The sequence below is a fragment of the Methanobrevibacter sp. genome, assembly GCF_045644645.1.
Classification (GTDB): Archaea; Methanobacteriota; Methanobacteria; order Methanobacteriales; family Methanobacteriaceae; genus Methanocatella.
The window spans coordinates 1-17318 of sequence record NZ_JAZRHE010000045.1 but is presented as its reverse complement, the minus strand read 5'-3'; the positions used below and the strand labels follow the sequence as shown (position 1 = coordinate 17318).

The 17318-nt window shown below is 35.5% G+C and carries 11 protein-coding genes and 1 pseudogene; 8 read left to right on the top strand and 4 right to left on the bottom strand.

All coding sequences use genetic code 11. The features are described 5' to 3' along the window. Positions 1 to 176: 176 nt before the first annotated feature. The 5 genes from ACKI4K_RS03070 to lysS all read left to right on the top strand — a co-directional run bounded on the left by ACKI4K_RS03070 (position 177) and on the right by lysS (position 6717). Positions 177 to 1043, top strand: a complete 867-nt coding sequence (locus tag ACKI4K_RS03070) for a LysR family transcriptional regulator (protein WP_407422171.1) — start codon at positions 177 to 179, stop codon at positions 1041 to 1043. A 160-nt stretch (positions 1044 to 1203) separates the two neighbouring features. Then, entirely contained in the window at positions 1204 to 2118 is a 915-nt protein-coding gene (locus ACKI4K_RS03065) for a carbohydrate kinase family protein (protein ID WP_407422169.1), read from the top strand. Between the two features lie 244 nt (positions 2119 to 2362). Next, on the top strand, positions 2363 to 3661 hold the full coding sequence (gene thiC / locus ACKI4K_RS03060) for a phosphomethylpyrimidine synthase (protein WP_407422167.1): 1299 nt from the start codon (positions 2363 to 2365) through the stop codon (positions 3659 to 3661). 188 nt (positions 3662 to 3849) lie between these two features. After that, positions 3850 to 5031 (top strand): proteasome-activating nucleotidase, encoded by a 1182-nt coding sequence (locus ACKI4K_RS03055; protein ID WP_407422165.1) that lies wholly within the window; start codon positions 3850 to 3852, stop codon positions 5029 to 5031. Positions 5032 to 5133: 102 nt separating this feature from the next. Then, complete coding sequence (gene lysS / locus ACKI4K_RS03050) at positions 5134 to 6717, top strand: lysine--tRNA ligase (protein ID WP_407422163.1); 1584 nt, start codon at positions 5134 to 5136, stop codon at positions 6715 to 6717. 19 nt (positions 6718 to 6736) lie between these two features. Here lysS and ACKI4K_RS03045 read toward each other — a convergent pair whose 3' ends face one another. From ACKI4K_RS03045 to ACKI4K_RS03035, 3 genes are read right to left on the bottom strand one after another with little or no spacing between them, the layout of a single operon-like run. Further along, the gene (locus ACKI4K_RS03045) at positions 6737 to 7114 is read right to left on the bottom strand and encodes a GNAT family N-acetyltransferase (protein WP_407422161.1); all 378 of its coding nucleotides are present in this window, start codon (positions 7112 to 7114) and stop codon (positions 6737 to 6739) included. Beyond that, positions 7114 to 7584, bottom strand: a complete 471-nt coding sequence (locus ACKI4K_RS03040; RefSeq protein ID WP_407422159.1) for a nucleoside deaminase — start codon at positions 7582 to 7584, stop codon at positions 7114 to 7116. The genes ACKI4K_RS03045 and ACKI4K_RS03040 overlap by 1 nt, the downstream gene beginning before the upstream one ends. Before the next feature lie 37 nt (positions 7585 to 7621). Then, a complete protein-coding gene (locus ACKI4K_RS03035) occupies positions 7622 to 8662 on the bottom strand; it encodes a hypothetical protein (RefSeq protein ID WP_407422157.1) in 1041 nt (346 codons plus the stop codon). Between the two features lie 203 nt (positions 8663 to 8865). Here ACKI4K_RS03035 and polC point away from each other — a divergent pair, with 203 nt between their 5' ends. Further along, positions 8866 to 12165: a DNA polymerase II large subunit gene (gene polC, locus ACKI4K_RS03030; protein WP_407422156.1), complete on the top strand. Its 3300-nt coding sequence runs from the start codon at positions 8866 to 8868 to the stop codon at positions 12163 to 12165. Between the two features lie 41 nt (positions 12166 to 12206). Here the strand turns inward: polC and ACKI4K_RS03025 are convergent, their stop codons facing one another. Then, a complete protein-coding gene (locus tag ACKI4K_RS03025; RefSeq protein ID WP_407422154.1) occupies positions 12207 to 14147 on the bottom strand; it encodes a hypothetical protein in 1941 nt (646 codons plus the stop codon). A 493-nt stretch (positions 14148 to 14640) separates the two neighbouring features. Between ACKI4K_RS03025 and nrdD the strand changes: the two genes are divergently transcribed. After that, a complete protein-coding gene (gene nrdD, locus ACKI4K_RS03020; RefSeq protein ID WP_407422152.1) occupies positions 14641 to 16959 on the top strand; it encodes an anaerobic ribonucleoside-triphosphate reductase in 2319 nt (772 codons plus the stop codon). A 269-nt stretch (positions 16960 to 17228) separates the two neighbouring features. Further along, positions 17229 to 17318: pseudogene (locus tag ACKI4K_RS03015) on the top strand (50S ribosomal protein L21e); the annotation flags it as partial.

The following is a 17318-nucleotide window of genomic DNA, read 5'->3' as shown; positions in this document are numbered from 1 at the left end:
GAGTTTATAATAATATCTTCAAATTCATCAATGTCTTCTCTATCCAAATATTTTTGTGCATCCTCAGTGTTTTCCTATATAGCTTTTATAGAAGTGTTTATTACTTCCATTTTATCTAATTCCCAAAAAATTTAAACCGATATTAATAATTATGATTATAATTTTATATATAATTAATGAAATTTGAAAGCGAAGGGTTAATCAGTCTGAATATAAATGGGGAAATTTACGATTATAAATTGTACCAAAGTCTGGAATCATTAGCCAGAACAAGGTCCCAAAGAAAATCAGCTAAAGAATTGAATATTTCACATACTGTTTTTAATAGAAGAATACTCAAAGCCGAAGATAAATTAGGTATAAAATTAACTCAAAAAGCGGGAAACGGTACATTATTAACCCAGGAAGGAAGAGAGTTGCTTGACGAATACAGAAAATATACCATACAAATTGAAAAAACCTCAAATATCAACATTGCCGGCGGACACATAAGTTCGGGACTACTAGAAAGCATTCACCTGCCTTTCAATACAAACGTCTACAGCAGCAGCGACAAGGATGCATTTGAACTTGCAAAAAGGGGAGTTGTTGACATTTTAACACTGGATGATCCTTTACTCGCTTATGAATTAAACATCGACTTTACCCCAATCGCTTATGATTATCTCGTTTTGATTTCAAGCCCAAACTCCAAAGAGGTCAACAGCATCAATGACTTGGAAGGCCTTGAATTCGTTAATGTTGAAGGTTCTGCACAAAGGCTTGCCTGGAACAGTCTGGAACATTATGATATTGATTATAATCTAAAATACACCGTGAATTCACAATTCGATGCATTCAAAATGGTTAAAAACTCCAAAAATTTGCATAGCTTTTTAAACGCCAGTTATTTCAAGGGAAATGAGATTTTGAAGTTTGATACAAGGCACGTGATTAGTATCATCAAAGTAAATGAAGACAAACCGGAAGTGGACAGATTTATTGAATATTTGCTTAATGACGGTCAAAAACTCATTGAAAAACAGGGTTTCACATTAATATAGAATTACTTTTCAACTGCTCTCGGCAAAACAAAATATTTAATAATAATATAAAATATTACTTACACGAATGTGCCGATGTGAAACATCACGGATACGATTTTTCAAAACATTAAATAATGATAAGAACCAATATTAAATTGAAATTTAAAAAGGCGATATTATGGCAAAAAACAGAGATTTACTAGCAATTGGTCACTCTGCTCATGATTATATAATAAGAGTACCTGAATTTCCAAAAGCAAACTTTTCAGCACCGATAACCAACATGAAAACATTCAATGGTGGTGCTGCTGCAAATGTTGCATGTGTTGGAGCCAAATTAGGATTGAAAACCTCATTGGTTTCAGCTGTTGGCGGAGATTTTAAGAAAACAGAATACTACGAACAAATGCAAAATCTAGACATCGATACTGAATCATTAATCATTGTTCCTGGCGAGGCAACACCTACCGCATTCGTTTTGACTGACGATAACGGCGACCAAATCAGCTACTTCTATTGGGGAGCTGCCCGCGAATTTGCAGACAGTAAAGTACCAACATCTGCAATCAAAAATGCCGAAGCGGTTCACCTGGCAACCGGTGACCCTAATTTCAATTGGAAATGTTCCGAAGAGGCAAAAAATGAAGATATCCTCGTTTCCTTTGACCCTGGCCAAGACCTTGGAATGTACGATACTAAAAAGTTAAAGGATGTTATTGAAAACACTACCATCCTTTTTGCTAACCATCATGAAATTCAAAGGATATTGGATGCCCTTGAAGTCGACCTTAACGGCCTCAGGGAATTGGGTCCGAAAATAATCGTCAAAACCTGCGGAGCCAACGGAAGTGAGATCTACTCCAATGAAGAGAAAATCAAAATCGATGCAATCACAACAGAGGCAGTCGACCCTACAGGAGCGGGGGATTCCTACAGAGCAGGATTTTTATCAAGATTCCTGAATGGGGAATCACTAGAGGAATCTGCAAAATTCGCATCCACTGTTTCATCATTCATTGTAGAGCACCAAGGCTGTCAGACCAACATGCCTACCTTCGATGAAGCATTTGAAAGAATGAATGGATTTTATTAATCTATTCTTTTTTACTATTTTTTAAAGTAAACTTTATTTTTATCAATAACGTTTTAATTCAATTATAAAAAATAAAAATAACTTATTTTTTAAAAATAACTTTAAATATATCAAATTAAATAGAATTGAAAATTATCCTATTAATTTAAATAGTATTAAATAAAAATAAGTGATTATCAAATAATGTGAGAATATTTTAAAATAAATTTGACTGTTATAAATCTTATTTGAGGGATGATTTAAGATGACACAAATTAGTGATGCGAAAAAAGGTATTTTAACCGATGAGATGAAACATGTGGCAGAAATCGAAAATGTTTCAGAAGATTTTATTTTAAGGTCCGTAGCTAACGGAACTATCGTAATACCTGGAAATGTAAATAGAGATATTGAAGGCGCAGGTATTGGTGCAGGATTAAGAACAAAAGTAAATGCAACTGTAGGAACTTCAACAGATATTGTTAATTTTGATGAGGAAGTATTGAAAGCACAAATTGCTATTGACCATGGCGCTGACTGTTTAATGGAATTAAGTATCGGCGGGGATTTGGATGTAATCAGGAACAGAGTTTTGGATATGTCTCCATTACCAGTTGGTTCCGTACCGGTATATCAGGCAGCTATCGAAAGTATTAGAAGAGATGGTTCTGTAATTTATATGACTGAAGATGATTTATTTAACACCATCGAAAAACAAGCAAAAGATGGTATTGATTTTATGGCAGTCCACAGCAGCATCAACATTGAAACCTTAACCAGACTCAAAAGGCAAGGCCGTGTAACCGGACTTGTTTCAAGAGGAGGTTCATTCATGTCCGGATGGATTGTCGAAAATGAAAAGGAAAATCCGTTATATGAAAACTTCGATTATGTTTTAGAAATTGCAAAAGAACATGATGTTGTTCTTTCACTTGCCAACGGTATGAGAGCGGGATCTATTGCAGACTCAACCGACAGGGCCCAAATACAAGAATTGATCATTTTAGGAGAATTGATTGACAGATCCCGTGAAGCCGGAGTGCAATGTATGATTGAAGGCCCAGGACACATTCCGATTAATGAGATTCCAACAAATGTGATGATTCAAAAGAAAATGTGTTCCAACGCCCCATTCTATATGTTAGGACCGATTGTGTGTGACGTGGCACCAGGCTATGACCACATCGTGTCCGCAATCGGAGCAGCATCTTCCGCAAAAGCTGGAGCAGACTTCATCTGTTATGTAACTCCTGCAGAACACTTAGCTCTCCCATCCCCAGACGATGTACGGGAAGGTGTTATTGCAACCAAAATCGGAGCTTATGCCGGTGACTTGGCATCTGGACAAATTGATGGTTCACAGGATTTGGCCATGGCTGAAGCTCGTAAAAAACTCGATTGGGAAGCACAATACGAATGCGCAATGTTTCCTGAAGCTGCACGTGCAAAAAGAGACCAAAGACCTCCTGAAGAAGAGGACACTTGTACCATGTGCGGCAACTACTGTGCAGTTAAAATCGTTAATGAATGGTTGGATCAATCCGATTCCGACCTAATCAAATAGATAGGTTCCTATCTATTTTACTTTATTTTTTTTAATTATACCTTTAGTTTAATTGAGTGTTTTTGACACGGACATGACTTTTTCTGATTTTTCGGCTAATTTTTTAAAGGGATGTTATATCCACTCCAAATCGTGGATGTTAATGTTAAATAGGATTATAACAAATGTTAATTTAAGGGGAGGACATTATGGAATCTATTGAAAACGCTTCAAAGGACGAATTGCTTGAAACAATTGAACTGTTGAAGGAAGAAAATGAAAAGACCGTTGATGAGTTGCTTGAGAAACTAAGAAGCATTGAAGGAGAACAGCTCAAAACAAACATCACCAACCGTCAGATGGAAGGGAAAATAAGAGAGCTTAAAGGTGAAATCAACTCTTTTAAAAAGACCCCATTGATTCTTGCAACAGTAACTGAAGTCTTTGACGACAAGCAGGTCGGAATCCAGGGTGCTGTCGGACATGAATTTTTAGTAACATATCCAGGATCAATCAAAAAGGAGCTGCTCGTGCCCGGTGCAAGAGTGGCATTAAACCAAAAGAATTTAGGCGTTGTCAGCGTATTTCCCGCTAAAAAGGATAAAAATGTGGCTGCAATGGAAATTGATGAAAAGCCAGAAACCACATATGCAGACATCGGAGGGCTAAATCCTCAAATTACGGAAGTCAAGGAGACAGTGGAACTCCCAATTAAAAATCCGGAAATATTTAAGGAAATCGGAATTGACCCGCCAAAAGGAATATTGCTCTATGGACCTCCCGGAACTGGAAAAACACTGCTTGCAAAAGCTGTAGCTAACGAAACCCATGCAACTTTTATCAAAATTGTAGCTTCGGAATTTGTTAATAAATATCTGGGTGAAGGTTCAAGGATTGTGAGAGACGTGTTTGAGCTTGCAAAGGAAAAAAGTCCGGCAATAATATTCATCGATGAGATTGATGCCATCGGAACCAAAAGGGTTAGCAGCAGCGAAGGGGCTGATAGGGAAGTTCAAAGAACCTTGATGCAGCTTTTAGCAGAACTTGACGGATTCGAATCAAGGGGAGATGTTGGAATAATCGGTGCTACAAACCGACCGGATATTTTAGATGAAGCTCTCCTAAGGCCCGGCAGATTTGACAGAACAATAGAAGTGCCAAATCCCGTTAAAGAAAGCAGACAAAGAATTCTTGAAATACATACTGCAAAAATGAAAATAGATGAAAATATTGATTTTAACACCATCAGCGAACTGACTGAAGGATTATCCGGAGCGGACCTAAAGGCAGTGTGTACTGAAGCCGGAATGTTTGCAATCAGATCTGACAGGAAAAAAGTCATTTCAAAAGATTTCCTGGATGCTATTGATAAGATTATGGAAAACATTTAGATTAGTTAAATTTTAACTAATCTTTTTATATTACTATCTAGATATTATTAATATAATATAACTTATTTTATGATAATTTTTTTATTAGAATGGTGAATATAGATGACACATTGGATTGAAAACATAGCTAATGAATTAAGTAAAATGGATGTAGAAGAACATGTCATTGCAAGTGGAACCTCCATTTCATGTTCAATACACATTGGAAACTCTTGCGACATATTTATTGCTAACGGAATTGGAAAAAAATTAAGAGAAAAAGGAAAAAAAGCTAAAACAATATGGATTGCGGATGACCATGACCCATTAAGGAAAGTCCCGTACCCTTTGCCTGAAGATTATGACAAATACCTGGGAATGCCATATTCGATGATTCCATGCCCTGACGGATGCTGTGCTAATTTTGTAGAACACTTTGAAAAACCATTACTTTCAGTAATGGACGACTATGGAATAGAAATGGAAACCAAATCCGGTTTTGAAATGTATAAATCAGGAGTTTATAATGATTATATACGAACTTCACTTGAAAAAGTTGAAGAAATTAAAGAAATATTCAACCAATACAGAAGAGAGCCATTAGCCGACGATTGGCTTCCATACAATCCGATTTGTGATGAATGTGGTCGTGTAAACACCACTTACGCTTACGATTATGATGGTGACATCATCAAATACAGATGCGAATGTGGTCATGACGGTGAAATGGACATAAAGTCAGGAAACGGTAAGCTCACCTGGAGAGTTGAATGGGCGGCAAGATGGAAAATATTCAGAACCACCTGCGAACCGTTCGGAAAAGACCATGCGGCAAGTGGAGGATCATACGATGTGAGCAGCGTGATTTCTGAAAAAATCTTTGACTACCCTGCACCTTACCCAGTGCCATATGAATGGATTACCCTTGACGGTGAGGCAATGAGTAAATCCCATGGGGTTTTCTTTGCACCTGATGAATGGCTGAAAATCGGTCCTGCTGAAAGTCTCCACTATTACTTATTTAGATCAAAGCCTATGAAGGCAAAAGATTTCTCACCAAAAATGCCTTACTTAGACTTTATCGACCAATTCGATACTGTTGAAAAAGTATTCTACGATGAAGTGGAAGCCCCATCTGAAAAAGAAGCAAAGAAATTCAAGGAAATCTATGAAATAGTTCAGATTAATGAAGACCAGCCTCTCCCATTCAGACCATCTTTCAGATTCTTGGTTAATGCCTACCAAATTGCAGGAGATGATTTAGAAAAAATCTTTGCGATTCTCAAGAAAAACTCACAATTAACCAAAAGCTTTAAAGACAAGGAATTTGGTGATTTGACTGAACAAGAATTAGGCCAATACCGTGAACGAGTTGATAATGTAATTTACTGGTTAGAGAATTATGCGCCTAAATTTGTAAAATTCCAAGTTCAAACAGAAAGCATTCCTAAATTACCATTAACAGACGATCAAACTCTATTTTTAAATGAGTTAGCTGATTTGATGGAAACAACTGAATTCAACGATGCAAAAGAATTGCATGATGCGATGTATGGAATCCTTGAAAATCAAGGTTTAAAACCTCAAAAAGGTTTCCAAGCAATCTATAAAATGATTCTTGGTCAAAAACAGGGACCTAGAGCAGCATCATTCCTATTAAGTTTAGATAAGGACTTTGTTGTAAAAAGATTAAGACAAGAAGCTTAATCTTTTAAATTTTCTTTTTTTAAACAAATATCTTAAACTCTTTTTCCATGCAAACATCATCAATGAAGCGATAATCCAATTTTTCAAAAATTTCAACGAGAATGTCTTCCCTACTGTCAAAAGTAACTCTAACCTTCTTAAACTCATAATCCATAGCTATTTTTTCAAGCTGCCTAATCAATTTATAAGCTATTTTTTCACGGTCATCATAAGAATTTAAAAATAAAGTCATGATTTCGCAGCTGTCAGCATCATAAACCTTAAAACTAGAGCATCCCACAATTTTACCGAAACTTTCTAAAAGCAAAACTACCTGTGGTTCATCTATAAAACAGCCGAAAGATGAACAAAAATCTATGAATCTTTCATCCCTTTCATCAGTTACAATAATTTCCATTATTCAGCCTCTGTTGAGTTTCCAACCTTTGCAAGCTCCCGTTCCCAAACTCCAGGATTATTGCATGCAAATTTCAAAAATAAATCCCTACATCTCATATCATTTAAGACAACCACTTCAACCCCATTGCATGAAAGCAAGTTTTCAGCACCCATCAGCGTGGTGTTTTCTCCAATTACGACTCGGGGTATGTTGTATAATATTACAGCACCCGAACACATTGGACAGGGAGAAAGGGTCGTATACAAGGTACATTTTATATAATCGTCATAATCCAAGCGCCCAGCATTTTCAATTGCGTCCATTTCAGCATGCAAGACCACTGAATCATTTTGAATCAGTCTATTATGACCTCTAGAAATTATTTCACCATCTCTAACCAAAACAGCACCGATTGGAATGCCTCCTTCTGTTAAAGACTTTTGAGCTTCCTTAATAGCTTCTTCCATAAAATAATTATCGTCAAACATATTAAAAAAAAGAAATAAATAATAGATGAATAATCATCTATTTGAATCTATTGAACAAACCTTTGTTGGATTTTTCTTCTAAGCTTTCCTCTAATTTAGCTACTTTTTTCCTTAAATCAGAAATTGTTTTGTTTGATTCATTGGATAATTTATCGTAACTGCTTTCCTTAATTTTCAATTGTGAATTGAGAGAGGAAATCTCTTCATTAAGTTTAGCGATTGTGTGATTATTTTTCTTATCGACTTCATCTTTATAATCACCAATTTCTATTAAATCGTTTCTCAAATCAATGACTTCATCAGTGAGCTTCTTGTTTTCATCTTTGGATTTGTTTAAATTATCATTTGCTTCCTTAAGTTCATCACGCAATTTCTGATTCATGTCCTTGAGGTGATCAATTTCAGAAAGGTCAAATGAATCTATCTCTTTTTTCAAATCATCGATTTTAGCTTCATATTCTTCTTTAATGGTATCGAGTTCAGATTCCAACTTATCTGCCCTTACCTTGTTGACAGCACTTTCCGCACCAATTTTTCCTATTTTATTGCTTAGGTCAGCACTGATATCCAATTGGTCGAAATATTTCCTAGTGCTTTTTTCCAATGCATCAGTTAACTCAATTTTAAGACTTTTAAGCTCTGAATTTTCCTTTTTAAGTCTTGGAATAACTTTATTGGTTAAGTAGTTAAGTTCACTGGATTGATTAGACAATTTTTCTGATTTTTCAGCGATTTCTCTTTTCAAATTAGCCACTATATCATCAGATTTAGGTGCTTTTTTCTCTGCAACTTCTTCAGAAACATCCTCCTCAGGAACATCCTCAACAACCTCTTCAACAGGCTCATCAACAACTTCCTCAGAAACATCTTCCTCAACAGGAGTTTCTTCAACAACCTCTTCAGAGACTTCTTCCACCTCTTGAACCTCTTCAACAACAGGCTCGTCAACTATTTCTTTAACTTCCTCAACAGGAGTTTCTTCAACAACTTCATCTTCGTTACGTGTTTCTTTAAGTTTATCAAGATTTAAACTCATTTTAGTGCCATACATAGCATTAATTGGTTTTTTATCAGACATTTTATCACCAAAATAGCAATAATTTAAAAGTTCGACAACAAGTATACTAAAATTAAATTTCTCTTTAACTAGCTATTTAAATATTATCAAAGTCCAAACTCAACATCAATTTCAATTCATGTTTTCACACTTGCAAATAATATTAATATTATAAAAATCAATAGATAATTACTGAAATAATTTTTGTAATTTGTGGCGATAATATGGATTATTTTGACAGATTAGAAGCTGAAACCCATCACCTATACGATATTGCTAATGAAGCGAGATCAAAAGGTTTGGATGTTGAAACAAAAACTGAAGTACCTCTTGCAAAGGATTTAGCAGAAAGAGTAGAAGGACTTGTTGGTCCTGAAGGTGTGGCCCAACGTATTAAAGAATTAGAAGCAGATATAACAAGAGAAGAAGTTGCTTTTGAAATTGCTGCTGAAATAGCAGACGGAACATTCGAACTTACAGGTGAAAAAGCAAAATACAACGAAGAGGAAAGATGTGACCAGGCTTTAAGAACTGCACTAGCCATTCTAACAGAGGGAGTAGTAGCAGCACCACTTGAAGGGATTTCACAAGTGAAAATCAAAGAAAACTTTGATGGAACAAAATATATCGGCGTTTATTTTGCAGGACCTATTAGAAGTGCAGGTGGTACGGCTGCTGCATTGGCTGTTCTTTTAGGAGACAAAATTAGACAAGCAATCAAAATTGACGCATTTAAACCAATTGATGATGAAATAGAAAGATATGTAGAAGAAGTTGAACTTTACGAATCAGAAGTTACAAATTTACAATACTCACCAACACCAGAAGAAGTGAGATTCGCTGCAAAAAATATTCCTGTCGAAGTTACAGGAGAACAAACCGACAAAGTAGAAGTATCCCACAGAGATTTAGAACGTGTTGAAACAAATAATATTCGTGGGGGAGCGCTTCTTGCGATGGTTGAAGGTGTAATCCAAAAATCCAAAAAGATTCATAAAATTTCCAAAAAATTAAATCTTGATTGGGAGTGGCTTACAGAATATTCAAAACCTAAAACTGATGATTCCAAAAGTGATGACGGAGGAGACTCCGATATTGTGAGTGAACCCAAATATATTCAAGATATTATCGGTGGAAGGCCAATTTTAGGTTATCCTTCTGAAAAAGGAGGATTTAGATTAAGATACGGTAGAAGCAGAAACACTGGCCTCGCCACAATGGGAGTTCATCCTGCTACAATGGCGCTGCTTGAATTCTTAGCAGTTGGAACGCAACTTAAAATTGAATATCCCGGAAAAGGTAATTGCGTCGTTCCGGTTGATTCCATTGAAGGGCCTACCGTTAAGCTTAAAAACGGTGATGTTGTAGCAATTGACAGCATCCGTCAAGCGCGTGAACTTAAAAAAGATGTTGTTGAAATTTTATTTTTAGGAGATATGCTCGTTGCGTTTGGAGAGTTCTTAAGGAATAACCAGCCATTATACCCGTCAGGATGGTGTGAAGAATGGTGGATTCAACTATTGACCAGAAGCGAAAACTTTGATGAAAATAACAATGATTTAGATTTGTACAAGCTTGAATATGAATATCTAAGTTCCATCGAAGCTTTTACATTATCAAAGGAATATGATATTCCACTCCATCCGAAATACACTTACTGTTATAATGATGTGACCATTGATGATTTGAATTCATTGATTGACTTGATGAACAAATGCAAATCAAGTTATAAACCGGACGAGGGGATAAAATTAGATTTATCTTATCCGAAAAGAACATTAGAAATAATTGGTGTTCCGCATATTGTTCGCGATGGAAAAATCATTATCAATAAAGACCATGCCTACGCCTTGCTTGTTACATTATCCAAAAAATTGCCTGAAAAAAGCACAACAATTGAAGCTGTAAATGAAGTGTCTCCTGTCGAGATTAAAAATAAGGCTCCGGCATATATCGGTACCCGTGTGGGCAGACCTGAAAAGTCTAAAGAAAGATTGATGAAACCGGCGCCACATGGTTTATTCCCTATCGGAAATTATGGCGGTTCCAGAAGGTTAGTGGCTACTGCAGCCAAAAAAGGTAAAATAAAAGTCGAACTGTCAAGAAGAAGATGTACCAATCCAGAATGTGGAATAAGCACATTCAATTCTCTTTGTCCGAAATGCGGATACCCTACTGAAATTAGCTCACCAAGTTCAAAAAATATTCCTCTAGCAACCATGCTTAAGAACGCATCAGATAATGTCAAAGTAAGACGGGTCGATGAGGTGAAAGGAGTTGTCGGAATGATTTCAGAAGCCAAATTACCCGAACCTCTTGAAAAAGGAATATTGAGAGCTAAAAATGAGGTATTTACTTTTAAAGATGGAACAATACGTCATGATTCAACAGATTTGCCGTTGACACATTTTATCCCAAAAGAAATTGGAGTGACAGTTGAAAAACTATTGGAAATGGGTTATGAAAAAGATTGTTACGGAAATCCGATTGAAAATGAAGAGCAAATCATTGAGTTGAAAGTTCAGGATATTGTTATTTCCGATAATTGCGGCGAATATTTACTTAGGACCGCCCAGTTTATCGATGATGAACTTACAAGATATTATGGAATGGAAGCATTTTATAATGTTAAGGAAAAAAGTGATTTGATTGGACATTTAGTTGCCGGCCTTGCTCCGCACACATCTGCAGGCGTTTTAGGAAGAATCGTCGGATTTACAAAGGCTTTAGGTTGTTATGCACACCCATATTTCCATTCTGCAAAACGTAGAAATTGTGATAGTGATGAAGATGCCATAATGTTATTGTTGGATGCATTAATTAACTTCTCAAAAACATACCTGCCAAATACAAGAGGGGGAAGTATGGATGCTCCTTTAGTTTTATCTTCAAGAATTGATCCGGAGGAAATAGATGATGAATCTCACAATTTAGACATATTCGAAAGGTTCCCTGTTGAATTTTATGAAGAGACATATACCCCGCATAAACCTGCTGATGTTTTAGAGTATATTGATAATGTGGAAATGCATTTGGGAACACCACAGCAATATGAGGGACTGATGTTTTCACACCATACTTCAAGCATTCATGCAGGCCCTACTGTATGTCTTTATAAGAGATTGCCTTCAATGAGAGAAAAAGTTGAAGCCCAAATTAGCCTTGCTGAAACTATCCGCGCTGTTGACCAGCGGGGAGTTGTGGAAAGAGTTTTATCATCACACTTCTTGCCGGACATCATGGGCAACTCAAGAGCATTTTCCAAGCAGAAGGTAAGATGTACCAAATGTGGTGCAAAATATCGGAGAATGCCCCTTACTGGAAAATGTAGTTGCGGAGGCAATTTAATCCTATCCGTTTCAAAGGGTTCTGTTACAAAGTACCTTGAAATTTCCAGGGATTTGGTAAGCAGATATCCTGTTTCACATTATCTAAAACAGCGTTTGGAAATTCAGGAGTTTGGTATTAACTCGCTTTTTGAAAGTGATAAATCAAAACAAAGTTCTTTAGACATTTTCTTCTAAAGAACCCCTTACTTTTAATGCAAAAATATTGCCGCAACTAGCTAACGTAGCAATTTTTTTATCTTTCTTACCAGACCCGGTTGCTTATTTATATTATCAATCTGAATATTGAGTTCCTTTATCTTCTCATTTAATTCAATGTTTTCTTGTTTTAATTTGACAATGTCCCGATTATACTGAACGAATGCTGAAATACAATCCTCATCATAGGTATCCTCTGTTTCTTCTTCTTTAACGTCCATGTCAATATCCAACATTTCCTTTAACAATGAATAATCTTCAACTTTCAATAGCACAATTGCCTGTAAAATATTATATGCTATTTGAGGATATTGGGCATTGCCCTCAAATTTTTCAGGAGACAATGAATGAATAAAATCCTCGCTAACAATGTCGCTGACTAGATCAAAATTATCTAAGATAAATCCTATTAGATAATCGAAATTTTCTATCAGATATAGATTTTTATAATTTAGTTTTCCGGGAATTTTATTTTCAATGGCCGGAACAGGATTTTGGGAAAATTGTTTATTGAACAAAGGAACATCAAGTAAATCCGGGTTGGCCCTTTTGAAAATTTCAATGACTACCTCCTGATTGAGTATGGATTCCGCAGAGGCATTATAAGTATACTTCAAGAATGAATTTGTCAATAATGGATAGATATTGAACGAAAAATCAAAAACCGTTTCATGAACTCTAGAACGCCAACGCCCTCTGCTTAACATTTTTTCTATTACCGCGAATTTCCTTATGTCATGCATATCATTAAGGTATTCGCGCATTATATTTTCATTTTCTGTAAAAATATCCTCATAAAACTTGTTGTTAATAGATTTTAAAGATTTGACCTTGGAAAATTTTATTCTGCTGGCCTTGATAATCTCTTCAATATCCATATCCTCCTCATATGGGACATTACGAATAAATTCCTGACCATCTATTCCAATGACTGGGTATGTTTTTTCTTTAATCCATCCGAAATCCCAAGGCGACATCTCAAATTCACGAACGAACAAGTGATTCGGAAGTGATTTGAGCAAATTTTGTTTATCAGAGCCCATCTTTGGTCTATTGATTTCTCTGATATTTGGTGAAGAGTGAGATATTCCCAAAGTATCGGCAACCATTCTGCCAACAATCACCTCTGGAGAATAGGCCGGACCCTTTGTAAAAACAGAGCCCAGATATGGATAAAAAAGTGATAAAGTTAATCTTGAATCAACACCGCCACTAATTCCCAAACTCAAATAATCCGCAACCCCCAAATTTACAAATGCCTTTACTTGAGAAACAGCCTTTTCATAAAGTTCGTCCCAATATTCATCCCTATTTTCAAGGTACTTCCTATTCAGTGATTCGTCATAAAGATAATCATGGTCTTTTTTAAAGCATAACTCCCCATTGTCTATTTTAATTTTGGTTCCAAAAGGAATCCAATAAACTTTTTCAAACATGGTGTCGAAAGTTAAAGGTCCGTTTTGATATTCTATATGTGATGCCAAATGCTTTTTGTTTGGGGTTTCATAATTAAAGACCTTTGATAACATTGAAATCCTATTAGAAACTGCAAACGATTCATCATCAGCGGCATAGTACACATCTGGAAACATGGAACTAGAATAAAACTCTCCTTCACCGTTTCTTTGGAATTTTCCTGCAACATAAAATCCATCCAACGCCAATTCATCATCAATAGAATTTAAAGAATTTGCATCCAATAAACAGTCTTCAGAAGATTTTTTTAACCATCCATGAATAAAAGTTAAATCATTAGTATCGCTTATATTAAATGTATTGTACAGTTCATATATTGGCAAATCGGGATTTCTTCCTATGAAAAATAATGTATCATCATCAGAACTCCATTCATAATCATTATGAGGGCACAAAACAGAAGTTCTTTCATAAAATGCTTTTTTAATTTTCTCTTTCATGCCAATATTGATTGGTTTCTTGGATTTAAATAACAAAAATTGCATTTATCTCATCCTCAATGTTCTATTTCTTTGTGACATAATATATAAATCTTAGATGTAAATTAAATCCCTTCTGATTTTTCATATTCTAACATTATGCAAGGAATTATCTAACCTGATGTTGGATGCGTATCAATTACTTTTCAGATGCTCTCGGATAACTTAGTTATATCTACCTTATACAATTATGATTTAAAAGAAGGGGTTGTGTGATAAATGTTTTATTTTAACTTGTAAATTCTGATCTGTTCCACATGATGTGTCAGAACATGTTTTATTCTTCGATGTATAATGTTACAATAAAACATTATGAAATAGCATTGCCCCAAAACGCATTATATCTCCAGCATATTTATACTGTTCGATTAAAGACGAACAATTTAAATAGTAAAAAAGATAAAATTCTTAACTAGAAAAAGGTTCGTATAAATACGAACAATAATTATACAATTAAGTTCAATAGTATAATTGAGTAAATTATAAGGTGGATAATAAAATGGAAAGAAGTTCAGAAATCGGACATAACTTGAATGAGTCCGTTAAAATAAACGTAGAGAAAAATAATGGAATAAAGGAAAGGTTCAGCTATGAAAAATTAGTTAAATCTTTAGTAATGGTTGAAACTCCTTTTTTTGAATCTGATAAGATTGTGGCAACTGTTGTATCCCAACTGTATGACGGAATTACAACTAAAGAAATCAAAAAGATAGTTTACGAATGTCTGGAAGACATCGATAGTGAAATCGCAAACAAATACTTGGCAAGCACCCAATTAAAGGTACGTACCTCCAGAGACACTATCGAATCATTTGATTTATCTAAAATTGCCAACACTTTAATTGAAGAAACCGGCGCTAGCCAAGAAACTGCTTTTGAAATTGCTACTGAAACCTGGAAAGAACTTAAAAAATTAAATGTTGAATACCTGACCGCACCTATGATCAGGGAAATGGTCAACACAAAATTGATTGAATATGGTTTAGAAGATTTAAGAAGCCGTTACACTCGTTTAGGTATTCCAGTATATAACATCACCTCTTTGATTGAAAACGGTAACAGGGATAATGCAAACATGATCCACAACCCTGAAAGTATTCACAAACATGTAGCGGACGAAGCATTAAAACAATATGCATTATTAAAAATGCTTCCAGCACATTTAGCAGATGCACACATGGCTGGTGACATTCACATTCACGATTTAGAATTCTTCGCAGGAAGACCTTTAAACTGTATGCAACATGATATTAGAACTTTCATCAAATACGGTCTCAAAGTGGACGGTACTGGTGACCACACCTCCATTGCAGGTGCACCAAACCACATGGAAACCTTAATGAACCACACTGGCGAGATTATGCTTGCAGCACAACAAAACATGTCTGGTGGACAGGGCATGTCCCTCTGGAACGTCTTTGTAGCGCCATTTGCAAGAGGAAGAACTTATGATGAAATCAAACAATCTGTTCAAATGCTTGTTTACAACTTAAACATGGCATATGCTGCAAGGGGATCCCAAGTTCCATTTACAAGCATGGCATTGGAATTTGGTGTTCCAGACTTCTTGAAAGATGAAACTGCATACGGACCAAAAGGTAAAGTAGTTGGAACCTACGCAGACTTCGAAGAAGAAACCAGATTAATCCAAAGAGCATTTACCGAAACCTTACTCGAGGGAGATAACGAAGGTAAACCTCATTTATTCCCAAATACTATTTACACATTACGTAAAGAAACAATGACCAGCGAATATGAAGAGGATATCCGTTTAGTTCACGAATTATCTGCAAAATATGGTTCATCTTACTTCGTGAACATGTTCCCTAAATACAGGGGAAAAATGGCAAACTACATGGGTTGTAGAACCTGTTTACAGGACACCTGGACTGGTGACTGGGATCAAGACTGTTTAAGAACTGGTAACTTAGCTTACGTAACCTTAAACTTCCCAAGAATCGGATACCAATCCAAAGATGAATCCCAAGTATTCGAATACTTAGATGAATACATGGATTTAGCTGTTGAAACTTTAATGCTTAGAAGAGAACAAGGATTAAAATGTTTAAACGATTTCCACATTTTACCATTCTTAAAACAACAAGTAGCTGAAGATTCATACTACAGAATCCAAAACTCAACATTATCCTTTGGTTTTGTTGGACTTAACGAAATGTTATTATCCCTATTCGGCGAAGGTATTGAAAATCCGGATGCAAACAAATTTGGTATAAAATGTCTTGAATATGTTAACCAAAGAGCTGACGAATTGAAAAATGAGACTGGACTCAGATGGAGTGTTTTACAAACCCCTGCAGAATCTACTGCATACAGATTTGCAACACTTGATAAAAAACAATTCGGTGACCAAGCTATTGTACAGGGTGAAGGAAATGCAAATTACTACACCAACTCTTCACATGTGCCTGTAGACACTGGAGCTTCTTTAATTGAAAAAATCAAAATTGAAGAACAATACCACAGTTTAACACCTGCTGGACACATTTTCCACGCATTCATGGGAGAATCTTACTCTGATCCTGACTCATTAATGAGTCTAACCAATAAAATTGCTAAAAAATCCGATATTGGATTCTGGGCTTACAGCTCAGCTTTAAGTTTCTGTCTTAAATGTAAAACCTTGATGAAAGGTTTGAATAATACTTGCCCTACCTGCGGTGAAAGCGAAGATGTAGAATGGTATGATAGAATTACCGGATACGTGCAACAAGTTGGACGTGCAAAATCTGCATCCGGTGGTTGGAACCCAGGTAAACGTCAAGAGTTAATTGATAGAAGAAGATTTGAAGATAACTAAATTTTTAGTTATCTTTATCCACCTTATTTTTTTAACACCACAACCAAAAACCAAAAATATTTTAAAATTGAAAAAAATTTTAAGAAATACCCAAAAACTAAAAGTATATTAATACCATCAAACTAAAATTATAATATTATCATATCAATAATGATAATTTATTATTTTCACATTCTATGTTACTAGTATTTATGGGCTTTTTAATACTAGGTAGCTGATAACATAGATTAACTATATACCCAGACAGAACTGATTAAGAGGTTATTTATATGCAAAGAACAAGAGGATTGAAAAGTAGATCAAGAAAAAAAATGACTAAAGTACAAAGGCCAGGTAGAACTAATCCAATCACTAACAGA